Origin of the sequence: Desulforhopalus vacuolatus (genome assembly GCF_016918505.1) — a bacterium.
GTDB lineage: Bacteria > Desulfobacterota > Desulfobulbia > Desulfobulbales > Desulfocapsaceae > Desulforhopalus > Desulforhopalus vacuolatus.
In genome coordinates, this window is sequence record NZ_JAFFPZ010000002.1 from 87,378 (window position 1) to 106,290 (window position 18,913).

The 18,913-nt window shown below is 47.5% G+C and carries 13 protein-coding genes and 1 pseudogene; 7 read left to right on the forward strand and 7 right to left on the reverse strand.

The window, feature by feature from the left end; genetic code table 11:
- Nucleotides 1-240: 240 nt before the first annotated feature.
- The 3 genes from JWG39_RS02010 to JWG39_RS02020 are packed head-to-tail and all read left to right on the forward strand — an operon-like array spanning nucleotide 241 to nucleotide 7,573.
- Nucleotides 241-2,226 (forward strand): autotransporter assembly complex protein TamA, encoded by a 1,986-nt coding sequence (locus JWG39_RS02010; protein ID WP_205217682.1) that lies wholly within the window; start codon nucleotides 241-243, stop codon nucleotides 2,224-2,226.
- The gene (locus JWG39_RS02015; protein ID WP_205217683.1) at nucleotides 2,223-6,188 is read left to right on the forward strand and encodes a translocation/assembly module TamB domain-containing protein; all 3,966 of its coding nucleotides are present in this window, start codon (nucleotides 2,223-2,225) and stop codon (nucleotides 6,186-6,188) included. The genes JWG39_RS02010 and JWG39_RS02015 overlap by 4 nt, the downstream gene beginning before the upstream one ends.
- A gap of 14 nt (nucleotides 6,189-6,202) precedes the next feature.
- Nucleotides 6,203-7,573 (forward strand): sigma-54-dependent transcriptional regulator, encoded by a 1,371-nt coding sequence (locus JWG39_RS02020; protein ID WP_205217684.1) that lies wholly within the window; start codon nucleotides 6,203-6,205, stop codon nucleotides 7,571-7,573.
- A gap of 44 nt (nucleotides 7,574-7,617) precedes the next feature.
- Here JWG39_RS02020 and JWG39_RS02025 read toward each other — a convergent pair whose 3' ends face one another.
- Complete coding sequence (locus tag JWG39_RS02025; RefSeq protein ID WP_205217685.1) at nucleotides 7,618-7,764, reverse strand: hypothetical protein; 147 nt, start codon at nucleotides 7,762-7,764, stop codon at nucleotides 7,618-7,620.
- Between the two features lie 145 nt (nucleotides 7,765-7,909).
- On the opposite strand from JWG39_RS02025, the gene JWG39_RS16985 reads away from it, so the two are divergent.
- The 4 genes from JWG39_RS16985 (at nucleotide 7,910) to JWG39_RS02045 (ending at nucleotide 13,832) form a co-directional block, all read left to right on the forward strand.
- Nucleotides 7,910-8,071 (forward strand): type II toxin-antitoxin system RelE/ParE family toxin, encoded by a 162-nt coding sequence (locus tag JWG39_RS16985; RefSeq protein ID WP_369130557.1) that lies wholly within the window; start codon nucleotides 7,910-7,912, stop codon nucleotides 8,069-8,071.
- Between the two features lie 39 nt (nucleotides 8,072-8,110).
- A complete protein-coding gene (locus tag JWG39_RS02035) occupies nucleotides 8,111-8,404 on the forward strand; it encodes a helix-turn-helix domain-containing protein (protein ID WP_205217687.1) in 294 nt (97 codons plus the stop codon).
- Between the two features lie 39 nt (nucleotides 8,405-8,443).
- Entirely contained in the window at nucleotides 8,444-12,250 is a 3,807-nt protein-coding gene (locus JWG39_RS02040) for a PocR ligand-binding domain-containing protein (protein WP_205217688.1), read from the forward strand.
- A 661-nt stretch (nucleotides 12,251-12,911) separates the two neighbouring features.
- Complete coding sequence (locus tag JWG39_RS02045; protein ID WP_205217689.1) at nucleotides 12,912-13,832, forward strand: Fic family protein; 921 nt, start codon at nucleotides 12,912-12,914, stop codon at nucleotides 13,830-13,832.
- Between the two features lie 327 nt (nucleotides 13,833-14,159).
- Here the strand turns inward: JWG39_RS02045 and JWG39_RS17465 are convergent.
- From JWG39_RS17465 to JWG39_RS02075, 6 genes and pseudogenes are all read right to left on the reverse strand, one after another.
- Nucleotides 14,160-14,312 (reverse strand): annotated as a pseudogene (locus tag JWG39_RS17465) (GmrSD restriction endonuclease domain-containing protein); the annotation flags it as partial.
- A gap of 306 nt (nucleotides 14,313-14,618) precedes the next feature.
- Nucleotides 14,619-14,897: a hypothetical protein gene (locus JWG39_RS02055; protein ID WP_205217691.1), complete on the reverse strand. Its 279-nt coding sequence runs from the start codon at nucleotides 14,895-14,897 to the stop codon at nucleotides 14,619-14,621.
- 360 nt (nucleotides 14,898-15,257) lie between these two features.
- Nucleotides 15,258-16,034 carry a methyltransferase domain-containing protein gene (locus tag JWG39_RS02060; RefSeq protein ID WP_205217692.1) on the reverse strand — a complete coding sequence of 259 codons (777 nt, stop codon included), beginning with the start codon at nucleotides 16,032-16,034 and terminating at the stop codon, nucleotides 15,258-15,260.
- Nucleotides 16,035-16,122: 88 nt separating this feature from the next.
- Entirely contained in the window at nucleotides 16,123-16,272 is a 150-nt protein-coding gene (locus JWG39_RS02065; RefSeq protein ID WP_205217693.1) for a hypothetical protein, read from the reverse strand.
- 92 nt (nucleotides 16,273-16,364) lie between these two features.
- Entirely contained in the window at nucleotides 16,365-17,849 is a 1,485-nt protein-coding gene (locus JWG39_RS02070; protein WP_205217694.1) for a sugar porter family MFS transporter, read from the reverse strand.
- Nucleotides 17,850-17,947: 98 nt separating this feature from the next.
- The gene (locus tag JWG39_RS02075) at nucleotides 17,948-18,817 is read right to left on the reverse strand and encodes a hypothetical protein (protein WP_205217695.1); all 870 of its coding nucleotides are present in this window, start codon (nucleotides 18,815-18,817) and stop codon (nucleotides 17,948-17,950) included.
- Between the last annotated feature and the right edge of the window lie 96 nt (nucleotides 18,818-18,913).

Below are 18,913 nucleotides of genomic sequence, written 5' to 3' on the forward strand. Positions count from 1 at the left end.
AAATGAATCTTGTGGGGACCTTGAAACAGCCTGCATTCGTTCCTTCGAGGCACAGTAAAAAATTTACCGCAGGTATATGAGTACCGGAGAAATTATTTTCGTGTTTTTATTAGAAAAATTTCGTGAAGGTACGTATACCGGCTTACCTTTTATCACCGGTGTAATAGATATCGGAGTCTGACGCTTACCCGGAGTCTGACGCTTACCCGGAGTCTGACGCTTACCTGCGAGGATAACTTTTTGACTGTAACGAAGACGATGGACGAACGACTGGTTATTCGATGCCCCCTTGTGCATTTTTTTACCGTATTGCTCTCTTTCTGTCGAACACTATTGCTGTTGTGGCCGGTGTTGCTCTTCCCGGTGTGCTGCAGTGTGCACTCTGCAGCAGCGGCGGAGCAGATGGATGTCACTGCCAGAGACAGTGGCATCGATACGGAGAAAGATACAAAGAACGCGACGACTGTGCAGCGGCTGGAACATCTGCTTGGTATCAAGCAAAAAAAGGAGAAAGAGAAGCCGGTTCTGATTAATGTCAGCGTGACCGGGATTAAAGATCCGCTGCTGAAAAACGTTTTCGACCGTCTCTCTCTCTTCCGTCAGCGCAGTAACCCCGGCCTCAATGCCATCTCTGTTACTCAGCTCTTCCGTCGCGGACGCAAAGATATAAAGGGGGCACTGCAGCCCTTCGGTTACTATAATCCGCAGATCAAATCAACCCTTACCCACGGAGAGAAAGACGGCAAAATGAGCTGGGATGCCTCCTTCGTCATTGATAAGGGCACGCCGGTGGTGGTCGTTTCGCGGGAGTTGCGCTGTGAAGGTGAAGGGCGCAACAACTCTTCCATTAACAAGATTATCAGCAACTTCCTGCTGGTAAAGGGTGACGTCCTCAAACAACAGCTGTATGAGAGTGAGAAGAAGAAACTTCTCAATATCGCCATTCAGGAGGGCTATCTTGATGCCGCTTTCACCACCAGTGTCGTGCAGGTTGACCCTGTTACCAGCACCAGCACCATCGTCCTTGTGCTCAACACCGGCCGGGTCTACCGCTTTGGGGACACGAATCTCACCACCGATCCGCCCCAACGCTTTCGCGAGAAGCTGCTGCATGGTTATCTACCCTATCACAAGGGCGATTCTTACAGTGTGAGTGCACTTTATAAGCTGCAGTCCATCCTCTATCAGACGGACTATTTCAAGAATGTTACCGTAACAGGCCATCCTGAGAACGCACAAAACGGAGAGATTCCGGTAGCCGTAAGCCTGGAGATGCCCGATCAGCCCAATAAATACACCCTTGGTGCGGGCTATGCCACCGATACCGGAGCCCGGGTAACAGCCAGCTGGAAGAACCGTATGCTTAATTCCAGCGGGGATCATCTCGGTGCCGGGGTGGAAGTCGCAGAATTTGAGAAACAGGTTTACATTACCTGGGAGAAACCCCGCTCAGAAGATCCGCGCTATGATCACTACCTCTTGAGCAGTTCCTACCTTGAAAATGAATGGGATGATACATCTACCCGGCAGTTCAGCACCTCGTTCCTGCGGAAATACAGCGGCCCGAAGTTTAATCTCTCCGGCGGATTGGAGTTTGTGGACGAGTCCTATGACGTTGGCAGCAGCAGTAGCAGCAGCGGTACCGCCACCATTGTCATGCCGACCTCTACCTTTGGTTTTGTGCTCGCCGATGACCTTATTAATACCGGTAACGGTCTGCGCGTTTCCGCCGACGTCAAGGGTGCCCTGGATAATGCGCTCTCTGATGTCTCCTTTTTACAGTGGCAGCTGGGAGGCAAGGTGGTTCTTACGCCGATCAGTCGCTGGCGATTGCTGGGCCGGGCACGCTTCGGGGCGACACTGATCAGCGACATTGAAGATATCCCTCCCTCGCTGCGTTTCTATGCGGGGGGTGACAACTCCATCCGCGGTTACGCCTATAAATCTATCGGTCCCACGAATTCAGACGGCGATGTGGTTGGGGGGAAATATCTCACCGTGGAGTCGGTGGAGGTGGAACGCCTGATCGGCCAATATTTTGGGGTCGCTGCCTTCTGGGACGTGGGGACTGCCACCAACGACCTCTCACTGGATTTTCACCAGGGGGCGGGGGCCGGGTTGCGGGTGCGGCTGCCCTTCGGTTCCATCAAACTTGATTTGGCCTCGGCGATCACCGAATCGGGCTATCCGCTGCGGGTCCATTTGAGCGTGGGGGGTGACCTGTGAAACTGTTGGGATTCCTGCCTCGCAGGCGGACAAGTCGACTGCTGGTGCTGCTGTTACTGCTCTTTCTCTGTTTTGTCGGAGCGGTGTTGTCGCCGCTCGGGGTGCAGGGAGTGCGTTTCGCGGCCAACTCTTTCTCTGGTGGTCAGGTACATATTGGACAGGCCTCCGGGGCATTTTTCAACAGTTTCACCTTTGCTGACATCAGTGTCAAAGGCGAAGGTAAACCGACCACATTGAAAAAGTTTCTGATATGCTGGAAGCCCTTTGCCCTGCTGCGCGGCAAACTGCATCTGGAGCAGGTGGAAGTGGATGGTCTTTTTGTGGATGGCAGCATCCATAATTCTGAGCAGAAGGAGCCTGCAAAAAGTTCCTTTCAGCCGCAGAAACTTCTCTCCCTCTTCTCCGTGCAGGTAGACGATTTCTCCGCCAGTGACGTGGTGTTTGACCGCGGTTTTGACAAGGATGGTGATCCATGCACCTCTTTCCTCTTCGACTCTGTTCACCTTGCCTTCTCCGGTGGTCTTGACGGGGTACGGATACAAAAGCTCAAGCTTGACGGCCCGGATATGGCCCTCGATATGAAGGGCTCACTGGAACCGGGAACTCTTCCGGCAACGGACTGGCAGGTCGATTTTGGCGGTTTCTTCCGTTTCGCCGGTTTTGGTTTCCACTCAATGACCGGAAACCTGCAGCTCTCAGGAGATGCGGAAAATCCAGATCTCGCTGCCGTCCTGTTTACTCCCGGTACCCTTAGTGCCAATGTGAAGGTGCATGATCTGACGAGTGATCCGCACTGGGCCGGGCGTCTGCGCGGACACGATTTTGACCTTTCCGCGTGGATCAAATACTGTCCGTCGATCATCTTCAGCAATGTGGACGGGGATGTGAAGGGCGATTTCCATCATTACGAAGGGCATGCCGTTTTCACCGCTGACTGGGAGCATCGCAAGAATCTCCGTCTCGAAGGGGATTTTAACGGGAACGCCGACAAGATTGATCTCTCTGACATGCGCCTTCAACAGGGGGAGTCGCAGGTTACCGCCGAGTCTATCTGGCTCTACTGGAAAGAGGGCTTTGCCTGGCGTGGTGATCTGCATGGAAAAAAGATCGATCCGCAACTGATTGTCTCCCAGCTTGCCGGTCGTCTGGATGGCCGTTTTGAGACTCGGTTGAAGACCTCTGGAAAGATTCTCAACCATCTGGTGGTGGGAGAGGTCAATATCGCTGAACTGGACGGTGAGATAGATAATCAACCGGTGTGGCTCAGCGGCGATATCCAGCTGGACAACGAGTCCGTCTCCAGCGATAAATTGCTCCTGCGCAGTGGTGAAATGGATGGGGAGGCTGTGGTCGGCCCGGCCCGCTTTACGTGGGAAGGTGATGGCGGATGGCAGGGGAAGATTCTGCTGAAGAAATTTAATCCCGGCTTCTTCTCCCCCTTGTTTGAGGGGACTGTCGACGGAGAACTGGAGAGCAGTGGGCAACTGTCTTCCAGTTCTACCCCTTCAGAGAAAAGCGCAGACGGTGACCACCGCCGGAGTCTGCAGACGAAGCTGCGGTTAAAGGAGCTCTCCGGCACGATACACGGCAACAAACTCAGCGGCAGCGGTGAGATCAGTTTTGCCAATGGCGTCCTTCTCACCGACGGCTTCTCCCTTGCCCTGGGCCGTTCGCAGCTGCATCTTGCCAGGGGGAATGTCGCCACAGACAGTGAGTCGGGAAAACTTCGCCTGAAGGGCAGTTTTTCCTCACCGGACATCGGTGACTTCCTGCCTCGGGCACAGGGCAGTCTGCAGCTCTCCATGGACGGCAGCGGGACGCTGGCCCGCCCGGAAATTCAAGCAAAATTCAGTGGTAGAGGGCTGTCACGGGACGAGTTCTTTCTGGGGAGTGTTGACGGGAACATTCGTCTTGAAGGGGTGGAGAAGAGCCTGGTCAGCGGCACCCTGCGCGCGATGGAACTGAAAAACGGCAGGAACCGGATCGGCGGGCTTGATGCCGACCTTACCGGTCGCGTTGACAGCCATACGCTCTCTGTCCGTCTCACTGAAGGAAATTTCGGAGAGAGCAGTTTCTCCTCCTCTCTGTCTGTAAAGGGTGGTTACAGCCTCGCGGAGAAAAGGTGGAAAGGTGTTCTCAACGGTGGCAGACTGGAACTGCCGCAGGAGAAGGTGCTGCCCCGCCTGATACAGCAGGACGAGGCACAGCTTTCCCTGGGACGTGAGGGTGTTTCACTCAGCAGTTTCTGCCTCACGGGGGCGCCGGGGGAACTCTGCATCAGCGGAGAAGTGGACAGCGGCAGGGAAAAGGTACAAGCCGGAGAAGTCCAGGGTCCCCGCTGGCAAACCTCGCTGGACATTGCAAAACTGGATCTTGGAATACTCTCAAAGGGTCGTAACCCTCTGCTTCTCCTTACCGGTCTTCTCTCGGGTACAGCACAGTTCTCTGGTACAGGGAGTGTCCCGCAAAACGGGCAGTTTGCCCTGGAACTGCCTCGGGCGAAGCTTGAGTTTAACGATGGCATGGCAGATGGAGAGACTTTTGTTTTGGACAACACCCGTTTTGACGGCAGCTTCACCGCTGGCGAGCTGCGGCTCGCTGGAAACAGCGATGTGGGGAACAACGGTCTCTTTACCTTCAATGTGAACGCTGACGGAATCGACGACATTGGTACATTGCCGAAGCTTGCCACTCTGCCGCTTTCCGGCACCCTCTCGCTGAGTAATTTAAAGGTCGACATGCTCGGTGCCCTGCTCCCCGAGGGGCAGCCTGTGGGCAGACTCTACGCCGAGTTTGATCTCAGCGGTACTGCACGTGATCCGATGCTGAAGGGAGATGCGAGGCTTGATGGCAGCGTTGGTGTGCTCAGCCGGGGCATTGTTCTCACCGATGTGGGGTTCTCCGTCTCCGCCGACCGTAACAGCATGCGAATGGATGGCAGGGCCCGTTCAGGCAGGGGAGAGGTGAAAGTGGGCGGCCGCCTGGAATACCAGCCCGTTTTCTTTGGCATGTTCGCCATTACCGGAAAGGATTTTACCGCCGTCTCCCAGCCGGAATATACCTTTGAGGTTAACCCCGATCTGCATTTTCAGTTTAATGCGAAAGGGGGACGGCTCAGCGGAAAAGTAGCAGTCGCCTCCGGCGAGGTGGATTTGAACAACTTCACCCCCTCTGTCTCCGCTTCCGAGGATGTCGTTCTGGTGAATAAGAACGGCGCGGAGAAGACAGGCTGGCCGATTTCTCTTGATGTGGATGTGGCATTGCAGGATGCCGTCAAAGTAAAAGGATATGGCCTTTCCGGGATGCTCAGCGGCAACCTTGTGGTACACCGGGAACCCGAGGATGTGTTTACCGGCAAGGGGCTGCTGCAGTTGAAGAAAGCGAAGATCTCCATGTACGGGCGTACACTGGATATCACGCGGGGCAATATCACCTTTTCCGGTGGGCCGATTGATAATCCTGGCATTGACGTCCGCGCCCAGAAAACGATGACGGATGAACAGACTCTCGGCGAAGGATATACTGTGGGCATAGATGTGAGCGGCCTGGTGCAGAGCCTGCAGTATCACCTCTTCTCCAGTCCGTCAATGACCGAGACAGAGATTCTTTCCTACCTTATCCTCGGCCATTCCCTTGCCGGTGCAGAGTCTGGGGATGAAAGCCTTCTTGTCACCGTAGCAGACAAGCTCGGGCTGGCCGGTGGTTCGTTGCTGTTCGGTGATCTTGGCAGTATCTTTTCCATTGACGATGTCCATCTGGAGGGCAGTGCCAGTAAGGAGAACATCTCCCTTGTGGTGGGTAAACGCCTGTCGAGGGACGTATATGTCGGCTATGATGTGAATATGTTCAGCCAGGTTGGCGAATTCTGGATTCGCTACAATATGAAGCACGGCTTTTCGGTGGAAACGCACAGCTCTTCAGAATCAACCGGTGCGGACATTCTTTTCTCCTTTGAAAAGTGAAATTTTTCTTAAAAATGGGCGCAATGAGCGAAAAAGAGACCACAATTCTTGTTGTTGACGACGATCAGGCTCACCGTTATATGCTCTGCTCCATGCTCAGGACGTGGGGGTGGCGGACGGTGGAGGCTGACGATGGCGTTACCGCTGTAGCTGCCGTGGAGAACCACACCTACGATGCCGTGCTCATGGATGTCCGCATGACGAAGATGGACGGCCACACTGCCTTCCGGCATATTCATGAGATGCACCCGGAACTGCCGGTGGTTATCATGACTGCCTACTCTACAGTGGACGACGCCGTCGAGGCAATTCAACAGGGTGCCCACGACTATCTTACCAAACCTCTCGACTTTGAACGGCTTCGCCTTGCCCTTTCACGGGCGGTGGATCTGCGTCAGGTGCAGTCCCGGCAGGAGGAGAAACATGGCCGGGACGAAGAGCAGGGGAGGCTTGATACCCGAATCATCGGCGAATCTCCGAGGATACAGGATTTGCTGGAGATGATCAGTTATGTCGCCCCCACCGAGGCCTCGGTGTTGATTTGTGGAGAGTCCGGCACCGGCAAGGAGCTGGTGGCCGAGACCCTGTATCGCAACAGCGAGCGGAGCAACGGACCCTTTGTCACTGTCAACTGTGCGGCGCTGGCCGAGGGGGTGCTGGAGAGTGAACTCTTTGGCCATGAAAAGGGAGCCTTCACCGGTGCTGAAAGTCGGCGCGAGGGAAAGTTCGTCCAGGCTGACGGCGGCACACTTTTTTTGGATGAGATTGGTGAGACCACCCAGGCAATGCAGGTGAAACTGTTGCGGGTGCTCCAGGAGCGTGAGCTGCAGCGGGTGGGTGGCAGTGAGCTGGTACAGGTGGATGTGCGCATCCTCGCCGCCACCAACCTTGATCTGGAGAAGGAAGTGGCGGATGGCCATTTTCGGGAAGACCTCTACTACCGTCTCAACGTGGTCATGCTTACCGTCCCGCCCCTGCGGGAGCGGGGCGATGATCTTGAATTGCTGACACGTTTTTTCGCCGAAAAATATGCGAAAAAAAACCGCCGCCAGCTGGATGGCATCAGTCCGGAGTGCCTGAACATGCTGCGCAGCTGGTCATGGCCGGGCAACGTGCGCGAGCTGGAAAACGCCATCGAACGCGGCATCATCCTCATGCGCGGCACTGAGCTGACGGAGAAGAGTCTGCCTCTGACCGTGCAGCGCGGAGGCAGCACAACCGCAGCGCCGGTCGCCGGCACAGCCACCCTCGAAGAGGCCGAGAAGCGTTTTATCCTGAAAACCCTGGAAGAGACGGGGGGCAATAAAAGTGAAGCGTCAAGACGTCTCGGCATTACCCGAAAGACTCTGCTCAACAAGTTGAATCGTTATGAAGAGCAGGGGTGATATTCCTTTCCGGGTGATACCAGTGGTTTGTAATTCCGCTGTTATTAGCCCGTGGTGACAACATGGTGTGTATTTTTTCGCGGGTAATCGGTGATGGTTGCCATTTCGCTGATTACCGCCACCGTAGAGACAAGGCATGCCTTGTCTACACAACAACGTTGTGAGAAACCACCGCCGTGCCGATTTTTCACCAATGGTGATGTGATTCCACCGTTATCACCATTGAGATCAATTTCACATCCTTTTTATCTGTTCGTAATCACCCAAAAAAGATGTTCACGCAGTTGCGTTTTCTGGTCAATACAAAATGTAATGGAATTTGGTTGGCCTGTGGGTATGCCCCTGTGCCGATCCATTAAGGGGTACAAAGGACTGTGGAAAATCCGCGTAAACCTCTCTGGTGGGCGAATCGCAAGGGTTTTTTCCTGTGCTCATGAAGGGAATATGCTGCTTTTGTACGGATTCATCAAAAAAAAGGCAAAAAACACCAGATCATGAAATGGCGGTTGCCGTAAAAAGAATAAAAGGATTAAAGCCATGAATAAAGAGAGAGAAAAAGGCCATGTTGGGGGTTCTTTCAGCGATTTTTTGAAAGAACAGGGCACCTGTGAAGAAACAACGCAACAAGCCGTTAAGCGTGTCATTGCTCACCAGTTCGCGGCAGCTATGAAGGAAAGCGGGATAAATAAAATTGAAATGGCCAAACAGCTCAAAACAAGCCGTTCGCAGCTTGACCGCTTACTTGACCCTGAAAACGATAAAGTAACCCTTGCCGCTCTTTCACGAGCCGCAAAAGCGATAGGGCGTTCACTTCGCCTTGAGCTCCAATAAGGAAAGAACTACCGCCATAACTTTTCAAACCGCGCCGGATTGGATAACGGTGTGCTGAATGTTGCGGTGTCCAGGGAAGTCCTGAATAAGCTGCGTATCGGCCCCCTGGTCAGCAAAGTAAAGCCGCATCCGTGGCGGACTTGTAAGGATGGGCAGGTACGGCAAGGCTTGCTTTCTTTGCATAGTCGCAGATTACCACCCACGCCGTTTTTCGGCTTAATGGTATCCGGCGCTCACTCACGAAAAAAGAGTCTTCTTCCGGTTTCAACCTTTTTCTCTCAACAAACCATGCTATTTATCACTATGAAAGTATATTTACGCAAACAACTTTTCACAGGCACACTATTGCTTTTGATTATTTTTCACAGCTCTTCAATTCTCCCTGCACCTGTCTTTGCTGAGGAATTACCAGAACATCAAACCATATTGAAATCCGCCAGTGAACTCGATTATCCACCCTTTGCGATAGTAAAACCGGATGGCACGGCAGCTGGTTTTTCAGTTGACCTGTTGACAGCAGCGATTGAAGCGGTTGGCCTGTCAGTATCCTTTAAAGTTGATTCTTGGAATATAATCAAACAGGAACTTATTGACAAAAAAATTGATGTCTTGCCTCTGATGTCATATTCCAGGGAGCGTGATAAAGTTTATGACTTTACAGCGCCTTATTTGAGAATGAATGGGACTGTATTTATCAGAAAAGGGAATACTGAAATCCAGCACATCACGGACCTTCAAGACAAAGAGGTGCTGGTGATGGAGGGAGACACTGCTCATGAATATGTGGTGACCCACAAGCTGTCCAAAAATATTATTCCTACTGTCTCATATGAAGATGCTTTTACTCTACTTGCATCTGGAAAACATGATGCCGTTGTCGTCCAGCAAATTGTTGGACTTCAGATGATCAAAAAACTGGGTATTGAAAATGTAGTTCCGGTTGAGCAGAAAGTGGTTGCTTCACTTAAACCGATGACCTTGAAACTTGAGGGGTTCGAACAAAAATTCTGTTTTGCTGTTCCGGAAGGTCGTCAGGAAGTGCTCACCCTGCTCAATGAGGGGTTGGCAATTATATATTTAGACGGCACATACAACACTCTTTATGACAAGTGGTTTGGTCCAATTTTACCAACGCCGACAGTTTCTCTCAGCACACTGATAAAACAAACACTTTTAATACTTGTCCCTCTTTTTCTTGTATTTACTTTGGTGGGATTGTGGTACCTGAAACGGTTAGTTAATAAGAGGACAAATCATCTTGAACTGGAAATCAAACAGCGTAAAAAAATAGAACGTGAACTCGCCGAAGCCAATACTAAATATGTAAAAGCGCAAGAAATAGGCAAGGTGGGTAACTGGGAATACAATAACAACACAGAAGAATTTTGGGCTTCTACAGAGGCAAGAAGAATCTGTGGCTTCGATATGGATTCTGAGACACTTACCACAGAAGCAGTGGAAAGTTGTATACCAGAAAGAGAACGAGTCCACCAAGCTTTAGTTGACCTTATTGAAAGAAATGTCCCTTACAATTTGGAATTCGACATCATAACCAGAGATACTCACCAAAGGCGAACTCTAGTGTCTATCGCTGAATTAGAAAGGGATTCCGCTGCGAATCCAATTAGAACACGAGGTGTAATACAAGATATTTCTGCTCGTAGAAAAGTCGAAAAAGCACTGCTGGAGAGTGAGGAAAGATTGCGACTTCTGTTCGATAACTCTCCCGTTGGAATTTGCACCGTAGATTTGCTTGGCAATTTCATTTCCACAAACCCTGCTTACGAAAAAATGCTTGGTTATTCTAGCGAAGAACTCAAAGAACTATCCTTTTTTGATGTAACCCACCCAGATTATCGGCCCAAGAACAAAGAACTTTTTCAGAACATGTTTTCTTTGAACTCAACTGGTTTCAAAATGGAAAAAATATATGTCCGCAAGGATGGTGGTGTGATCAATGTCAGCGTGAACGCCACAGCGGTTATAGATGGTAAGGGAAACACAAGATTTGGAACCGCATTTGTTGATGATATCACTGAAAAAAAGCAGGTGGAAGAAGCATTGCTGCAAAGTGAAGCTACCATCAGGAATAAGCTCAAAGCTATTACAGAGCCGGAAGGAGATATTGGAACCCTTGAACTTTCTGATATTATTGATACTGAGATACTACAGTCCATGATGGAGGATTTTTACCAACTCACCGGAATGTTGGGAGCCGTTCTCGATGTATCTGGAAAAATTTTGGTTGCTGTTGGATGGCAAGATATCTGTACTAAATTCCATAGATGTAATCCAGACTCCCTCATGAACTGCCTCGCAAGTGATACCATTCTCACCCAAGGTGTATCAGAAGGCACATTTAAGTCTTACAAATGTAAAAACAATATGTGGGACATTGTTACACCGATTATGGTTGGCGGCAGGCATGTTGGAAATGTTTTTATGGGCCAGTACTTACTAGAGGATGAGGAACCAGATGTTGAGTTCTTCCAAGAACAGGCCCGAAAATACGGATTCAATACGGAAGATTACCTTGCAGCACTCGAACGGGTTCCACGTTTCAGTAAAGAAACAGTGGATGCCGGTATGCAATTCTACTCCAAACTTGCCAAGATTATTTCAACATTGAGCTTCAACAGCATCCAACAATCCAGAATGCTCACCGAGCGCAAACAGGCAGAAGAGGAAAAATTAAACCTGGAAAATCGCCTCCAGCAATCACAAAAGATGGAATCAATCGGCACATTAGCAGGTGGTATTGCTCATGACTTTAATAATCTACTTTCAGTAATCCTTGGTTTTACTGAAATGGCAAAGGATGATTGCCAACCAGGATCATCCATTTCCAAGGATTTAGATGAGGTGTTAGGGGCTGGCAACAGAGCAAAAAGTCTTGTTCAGCAGATACTCGCTTTCAGTCGCCAAGATGATATGGAACGTATGATCTTACAACCTGCCAGTATTGTTAAAGAAACGATTACAATGCTGCGCCCGTCATTACCAACAACTATTGAGATTGCTCAAGATATTGATGCCGTAACAGGTCTTGTTTTTGTTGACCCATCTAAGCTCAATCAAATTTTAATGAACCTCTGTACCAATGCCTTCCATGCCATGGAAGAGACTGGGGGGAAACTTGATATTTCATTAAAAGAGGTGACTCTCACCAATGAAGATCTTATACACGAACCAGATGTAACAGCTGGTACTTTTATTCAATTATCAATTGGTGACTCAGGCACGGGGATAGCACCAACCGTCAAAAATAAAATTTTTGACCCATATTTCACAACAAAAGAGATCGGTAAGGGCACTGGGATGGGCCTTTCAGTGGTTCATGGAATAGTGAAAAACTATGGCGGGTTTATCTCCCTCTACAGTGAACTTGATGAAGGAAGTGTTTTTCACGTTTTTTTACCTATCGTAGAGAAGGAGGCATTGACAGAAAATGAAATTAATGACCAGATTCCAATTGGCAGAGAGAGGATTCTTTTTATTGACGATGAAGAAATACTTACCAAAATGAGCAAAACCATGCTCGAAAAACTTGGTTACCATGTAACCGTAATAAATAACAGTCTTGAGGCTTTAGAAAATTTTCAAAACCAACCCGATAAGTTCGATATTGTTATAACTGACCAGACTATGCCCGGTATGACGGGTAGCGATCTTAGTATGAGAATGCTACAGGTTCGTCCAGATATTCCCATTATCCTTTGCACTGGCTACTCCACTATTATTTCGGAGGGAAAAGCAAAATCTATGGGCATAAAAGAATTTGCATTCAAACCACTTGCAAAAAAGGATATTGCCAAGTTGATTCGAAAAGTTCTGGATGTCTCTTGATGTGATAATCATAAAATAATTTAATGACCGAAACTTCCGCTGAAACAGATGACGGTAGGTGTTAATATACTTTCGACTAAACGAGTTATTTTATGAAGAAGGACTGGTGTTTTTGTAACAGTCCACTCCAGCCAGAGACAATTCCTCCGACGAGCCCATCTTAAAGCCCATTCTTAGAATTGTCTCTGGCTTACGTTCTCTCTGTGTTGTCCACAATTAAACGGCCTTTTTCATCTCAATATTTAGCGTGTACTCATTGGGTTCCTCTAAACAAAGGTCCGTAAAGTGCCACAGGATTAGATCTCCATGCCACCCCTTCTGGATGCTCCCCTCGCAGCTCTAAAAGAATGTTCTTTTCCGAACAAGCAAAAGAAATATACTATGCTGAATATTTGGGAATCAAATAAAGACAGAACACCTATTCCCAAGGAGGGTATTTTTCGGAGACAAATGCCTCCGTCTAATGCGTTGTCCTTAGTCGTGAAGATCCAGTGCACTTCGGTATCCATACCTTTATGACGTTTTGAACGTGTGTTCTCTTTTTCAGGGGGCACGTTTTTCTGGCACCCCGATTTTGACATTTCGGAGTATTGCGTTTGCATATCCTGCTGTATTTATTGTGTTTTTATGTTACATATTGACGAACAAAAATGGGTACATCATGAAGGGAATAATGACGTTTAAGTCTGGAAAATTTTACTTTAGCAAAAATGTTGATGATGCAAAAATAAACAATCTTCTCGTTCGAGCAATAGTATTAAACGAAACAGTCGTGGACCTCCCGATTTTACCAGAACTGGCAGCTGGTTTAGAACCAGGTATCATGTACAGTTCAATCTCTGGCACCGCAATGATAGAGGGTAATGCAATAATAGAAGAAGATGTTAAAAAAATTGCTGAGGGTGAAGATCTTGTTCATTACACCAAAAAGGATAAGCAAGAAGTTAAAAATATTATTAAAGCTTATGCCTGGCTCTCAAAAGTTGAACCTTCAGATTCCCCTTTTATTTTAACAGAGAAGCTCATTAAAGAGATCCACTCTATTATTACAGATGATGTTTTTTATGATGGGGGTATTCCTGGAATGTACAGAAACGTCAAGGTACAGGTCGGAGATAAAACGCATGGTGATACGTACATGCCTCCAAAGATATTAGATGATATAAAGAATGTAATGACTTGTTTTGTTGACTGGATTAATAGCGATGAAATTTTGTCATTAAATCCCTTTATAAGGGCATCTTTGGCACATTATTACTTATGTTTAATTCATCCGTTTGGGGATGGAAATGGGCGAACAGCTAGAATGATTGAAGTAATCCTGCTTCAATCATCAAAAATAAAATATGTTCCCAAAGAACTTTCTAACTATTACTATCGAAATGTGGATGATTATTATATTGCATTCTCTAAAAATATTAAAGATAGAAAAGATGTCACACCTTTTATAGAGTTTACCTTGAAAGGTGTGGTTGAAAGTCTTGAAAAGATTAAAGAAAGGATTATCTTTTTTATTAGAAAATTTGCTTTGAGATATTTTTATGCGTTGGAATTAAAGAATAAGGAGATAACCAGACGGTAATTTGAACTGCTTCTGTTGTTATTGGAAAATTCGTCATTGGAAAAGTCGAGAGAAGTTTCATTGAAAGATTTATTCGAAAAACGTCCTTTCTCCTTACTTTACAATCAGGTAACAACACAAACCGCTCGTCGTGATCTGAAAAAGCTGACAGCTCGAGAATTCCTCAAAGTTTCTGAAGACAATAGATATACCATAAATTTTAGAGCGTTGGGGTAGCAGTTTCTCATGGCCAGCGGACTGCATTGTTTTGGTTCAGCGCAAATTGGAGACTCCCCGCTGGAAGTCTTCACTGGCAAACGTGTTGCACTTATTACTTGAATCCAGCAAGGCTCTTGATATTGAAGCAATCAGACTCTTGATGCGATCTTCATCCCAAACCCAACTGCGCTGAAAATCCGGTAGCTGGAGAATCCCACGATGACAGTTTTCGAGAAGTTCATGCAAATAGTACGGGTTTGTTTTAAATGTCGATCCTGCCATTTCTTACAACGCTCCTTTTGTTTACTCTTTGAAATACCTGCTATGTTTTGATACCAAAAATCTGATCGAGAAATGGCTGCGTTACACAAAATTCTTTACAGAGTCGTAAAGGCTGCGATGAATTGTCTTCCCATCTTTTAAGATATTATTATGGGTACCTTGAATAATCTTGTATTTCGTTCATATTCGAGGCACAGGAAGAAATTTACCGCAGGTATATGATTGATATTCCGAGGATAAATTTTTTACTGTAACGAAGAAGATGGGCGAAAGACTGATTATTCAAGGTAGCCTTATGCTTTGGGTTTATTCTTTGTTCTTCCGAACAAATTGAGAAAACTTCGGTTGTATGCTGCAGAAGCCAGCCATGCAGTCACCAATAGCATTAATGGCAGCGTGTTCGTAGTCAATCAGTGCAGCAATAACATCTGCTGTAGAGGCTCCAGCAAATTCTCCCTGTTGATCAAACCAGCTCTCATTTTTGTAAGAGAAATGTGCTTCAACAAACGTTTTTTGTTCGTCTGGTGAAAGTTCGACAAATTTTCTATCTCCACAGTCAGGAAGTGTTCCTTCATCCAGTTGCATAAAGATTGTCTCCTTTTTTTAGGGGAATGAGTAATACTATTTACATTTTGTATTAACCAGAGAACGCAAAGAGTGAAGATAGAACAACAGCAATTCTCTGTTTAATTTTAAAATATTTTTTAAAGTTTTTTGCCTTTATTCGCATGTTTCGAGCTTTCCTTTGGCAAAGAGTTTTTCGCTGTTCCGTCTTTTGTTTTTCCCTGTCTCCCGTCTCCTTTCTCCTGTTTCCCGTTCCCCTGTCTTTAAATTCGCCAATAGAAAGTGAAAATGGCATTGAGTAAGGTCACAACTTAATAGGAATGGTATTACCGTGTTTTGCCTCAGATGGAAATGGAGAATTGCCCTGTTGGGTTCACGAGTTTAAAGTTTGACGGCAGAAAAGAGAAAACGGTTCACGCAGAAAAAAAATTCATTCTTCTCGCCTGATCTGACGAAATCCGCCAGCCAGGAAACAGCCTCCTCTTCACTGACAGCTCCCTGTTCCCGGGCATAGTGTGCGACCCACTTGAGTGTATCGACTGCAAAATTATCAGGCATATAGCTCGTGTTCAAGAGAGGAACAGGTTCCACACGAACCGCCGTGAAACCCTGCGCCCTGAGGAGCGGTGCCAATTGTACCGGCAGATTGGGGCTTGGTACTGCATCGTCCCAGGCCGCAAACATCCGCTGGCTGAGAATTTCATCGGAGCTGTTGAGAACAACACCACGCCAATCGGTTTCCAGGAGAACAACGCGACCACCGCGCTTGAGTACACGGTGCAACTCGCCAAGGGCTTTGGAGACATCGTGTACGTACAGCAAGACCTGCACGCAAGACACCGCATCGAAGCTGTTGTCCTTCTCGGGGATTTTCTCCACTGAACCTTTTTTCAATTGAACCTGGGGAAGTTCTTTGCAGCGCCTGGCAGCGAGGGCAAGCATGTCTAAACTGTTGTCGATACCAACCACACGGCCGTTCGGTCCCACAGCGATTGCAAGTTCTTCGGTGAGAAAACCCGTTCCGCATCCTGCATCTAAAACATGCTCATCCGGTTGAAGTACGAGCCCTGCTAACGTCTGGATGCGTTGATGCGCCATTTCCGGTGTAATGTAGTTGCGCTCGATCTTTTTCGCGGTCTTTTCATTATACTCAATCATTCGCATTCTCAATTTTGTTCTGGATCTTTTGCAGGGTGAACCGGAACAAAAATCGGCTGCAATTTTTGTGCTCTGCTTCCAGTATAACTCAACGCTGACCAATGGATTTTAAATTTTTATCATCCTTTTTGAGGATGGTCGTGGTTTCGGACTCATAAAAGGCCTTGTACTTCTGTGCATGGTAACCTCCGGTTACGTTGTGGTGACATAACCATACCGGCATTTCACTCTTTTTCATATCACGGTGTTGTACTTATTGTACTCATCCAGTGAATCTTCTGGAATCAGTGGCTGGATTGCTCTGGAATCTGCACGATCATCAGCGATGCATTAATCATTGCCGAGAAGACGCAGCTTACGGCCGTTTTTAAGGTTGGTCTCAATAGTTTCGAGTGCAACACCTTTGGTTTCCGGAGTAAACAGACCTACTAGAAAATACCCGGCGATACAGCAGAGAGCAAAAAAGAAAAACAAGACAGAACCGCCGAAATGTTCCATGGCCGACATGGAAAACTGCACCACAATATAGGCACCTGCCCAGTTAGTCAGTGTCGTAACAGTCATCCCCATATCTCGTACTTTCAGCGGAAAAATTTCCGCACAGATTACCCAGATTATCGGGCCAAGGGAAACCGCGAAAGCTATAATATATAGAATGGTGGCAGACAACATTACTATTTCATCAACCATCCCGAGATGATTCCCTGGAAGTATATGTTCTCTAATATGAAATATTATTCCTATTAAAATCAGGGTAATCGCCATAATTGTCAGGCCAACATACATAATCGGTTTTCTTCCCCATTTGTCCACGTACTTAACCGCAACTATCGTAGCCATGACATTCACAAGACCTATTACAATTGTGCCTACGGCAGGATCGATGAATCCCGCATTTTTAAAAATCATACTCGAATAATATATGACGCAGTTGATACCGCTTAACTGCTGCAGAAGTTGCAGAAAGATGCCCAAACACAGAACTTTTATAAAATAGCCCTGTGAAATAATATGCCAGAAAGACAAGCTCTCCTGCTCATCCAGGCTTTCTTTTATAGCGGCCATTTCTTCATTGACCTCGGCTTTATCAAACCTTGTTTTCTCCAACACATCTTTGGCTTCAGCTTGTCGGTTTTTCAACATCAGCCAGCGGGGAGTTTGGGGAATAAAAAAGACAGCGACGAACATTATGATCGCCGGGACCGCTATAACACCCAGCATCAGACGCCAGCTTTCAAAATGTTTTTCAATCAATGAATTTGATATATAGATCATAAAGATCCCGATTGTAATCATCAGCTGATACATGGAGATAAATCCTCCGCGTAATGAAGTCGGGGCAATTTCTGAAAGATACAGAGGAACACAAAATGAGGCACTTCCAACTGCCAGACCAAGGCAGAATCTGGAGAAAAACAAAATGAACTGAGAGCTGGTCAGAGCTCCCAAAGAGGTGAAAACGGCAAAAATTACGGCGGCCAGCAGAAGAGTTTTTTTTCTGCCCAGAGTGTGAGCCAGCCAGCCGCTTGCAATTGCTCCGAAAATACAACCTACAAGCATTATGCTGGCAAATGTTTCACCCTGCATGGTAGTCCAGTGGAATTCCTTTTTGATGAGTTCCAGGGAGCCATTTATAAAGCCCTGATCCAGTCCGAATAATAAGCCTCCCAATGCCGCGATTATGCATATTATATAAACATACAGATGTCTGCTCATTTGCCGATCCTCTGATAAATTTTTCTTTATTGAATGGTTGCGTATTCCACGACATCCGGCCACAGATCCCGTTTGAGAGTCAGGACCACATCTTAACAATCGCTTTACCCCTTACTAACCCCTCTGCTTCGAGAGAGAAAAGAAAAATAGGGGACAGATGATTTAATGAAATCATTCTGCCCCCCCCTATAACATGATCAAGGAACCGTGTTTACTCTCACGTTTATCTTTGTAGATTGACCACCTAAACTTCCGAATTGGCCGCCCACTACGCGGGAAACTTTCTTACGCGAGGTGTTCACTTTCCAGAAGAAGTTTTTCCACGTATTCTGCTTCAGGTGAAACAGGTAGGGCTTGAGTTTGCGCACCTGCCAGTCGTTACCATAGGAAAGCACGTTGTTCTGAGCGGTGATTTGCAGATTAGGCCGATCCACCTGATAGACCAGGTAAGTGTCATTGAAGAGCAGCTTAAAGCGGGTAGGGTTGCCTGGGCTGCCGACCGGATCCACGCGGATGCCAAGTTTGTTTTTCTGTCCACCCATACTTCCAAACTGGCCGCCCTTGACGCGGTAAACCTCTTTACGAGAGGTGTTGATCGTCCAGAAAAAATTTTTCCACGCCTTCTGCTTAATATGGAACAGATAGGGCTTTAATTTGGCAACCTGCCAGTCTCTGCCGGAGGAGAGTACGTTACCCTGGGTGCTAATCTGCAGAATGTTGTTACCAGGTTGATAGATAAGGTAGGAGTCCGGGAACATCAATTTGAAACGCTTAAGAGAGGCCGCTGGCTGATTTTGGTTTTGTTCTTGATTACCCTGGGCTGCGGCATTGCAGCTGAAGTGTATGCAAGTGATTACCTGACCGTTAGCGTTGAAGGCGCTGTGCAGTCCCCAGCTGCCAGGTACGCCGTTGAAGTATTGGCACGCGGCAGCAACTGCAGCGTTTCGTGCTCCCTGGTTGTCAGGGGCAGGACAGATCTCCTTTTGCGGAGGTGCAGCCTGTACGGCAGTGGCGAGGACGCCAAGGGTAAATACCAAGGATATGAAAGTTCTTGAGAAAAAAAACATAGCTGCCTCCTGTATAGATTAGTGGGATTAAACTCGACTGACAAGCCTGCACTAATAAATTTAAGAAATTAAAGATATTTGTGCTGATAACGCCGC

What these genes read in the sequence shown, in the direction of transcription:
- JWG39_RS02075 (WP_205217695.1), bottom strand. Translation starts at nt 18,817, where the DNA reads ATGTTTTTTTTCTCAAGAACTTTCATATCCTTGGTATTTACCCTTGGC.
- JWG39_RS02060 (WP_205217692.1), bottom strand. Translation starts at nt 16,034, where the DNA reads ATGATTGAGTATAATGAAAAGACCGCGAAAAAGATCGAGCGCAACTAC.
- JWG39_RS02045 (WP_205217689.1), top strand. Translation starts at nt 12,912, where the DNA reads ATGAAGGGAATAATGACGTTTAAGTCTGGAAAATTTTACTTTAGCAAA.
- JWG39_RS02020 (WP_205217684.1), top strand. Translation starts at nt 6,203, where the DNA reads ATGGGCGCAATGAGCGAAAAAGAGACCACAATTCTTGTTGTTGACGAC.
- JWG39_RS16985 (WP_369130557.1), top strand. Translation starts at nt 7,910, where the DNA reads ATGCCCCTGTGCCGATCCATTAAGGGGTACAAAGGACTGTGGAAAATC.
- JWG39_RS02065 (WP_205217693.1), bottom strand. Translation starts at nt 16,272, where the DNA reads ATGAAAAAGAGTGAAATGCCGGTATGGTTATGTCACCACAACGTAACC.
- JWG39_RS02035 (WP_205217687.1), top strand. Translation starts at nt 8,111, where the DNA reads ATGAATAAAGAGAGAGAAAAAGGCCATGTTGGGGGTTCTTTCAGCGAT.
- JWG39_RS02055 (WP_205217691.1), bottom strand. Translation starts at nt 14,897, where the DNA reads ATGCAACTGGATGAAGGAACACTTCCTGACTGTGGAGATAGAAAATTT.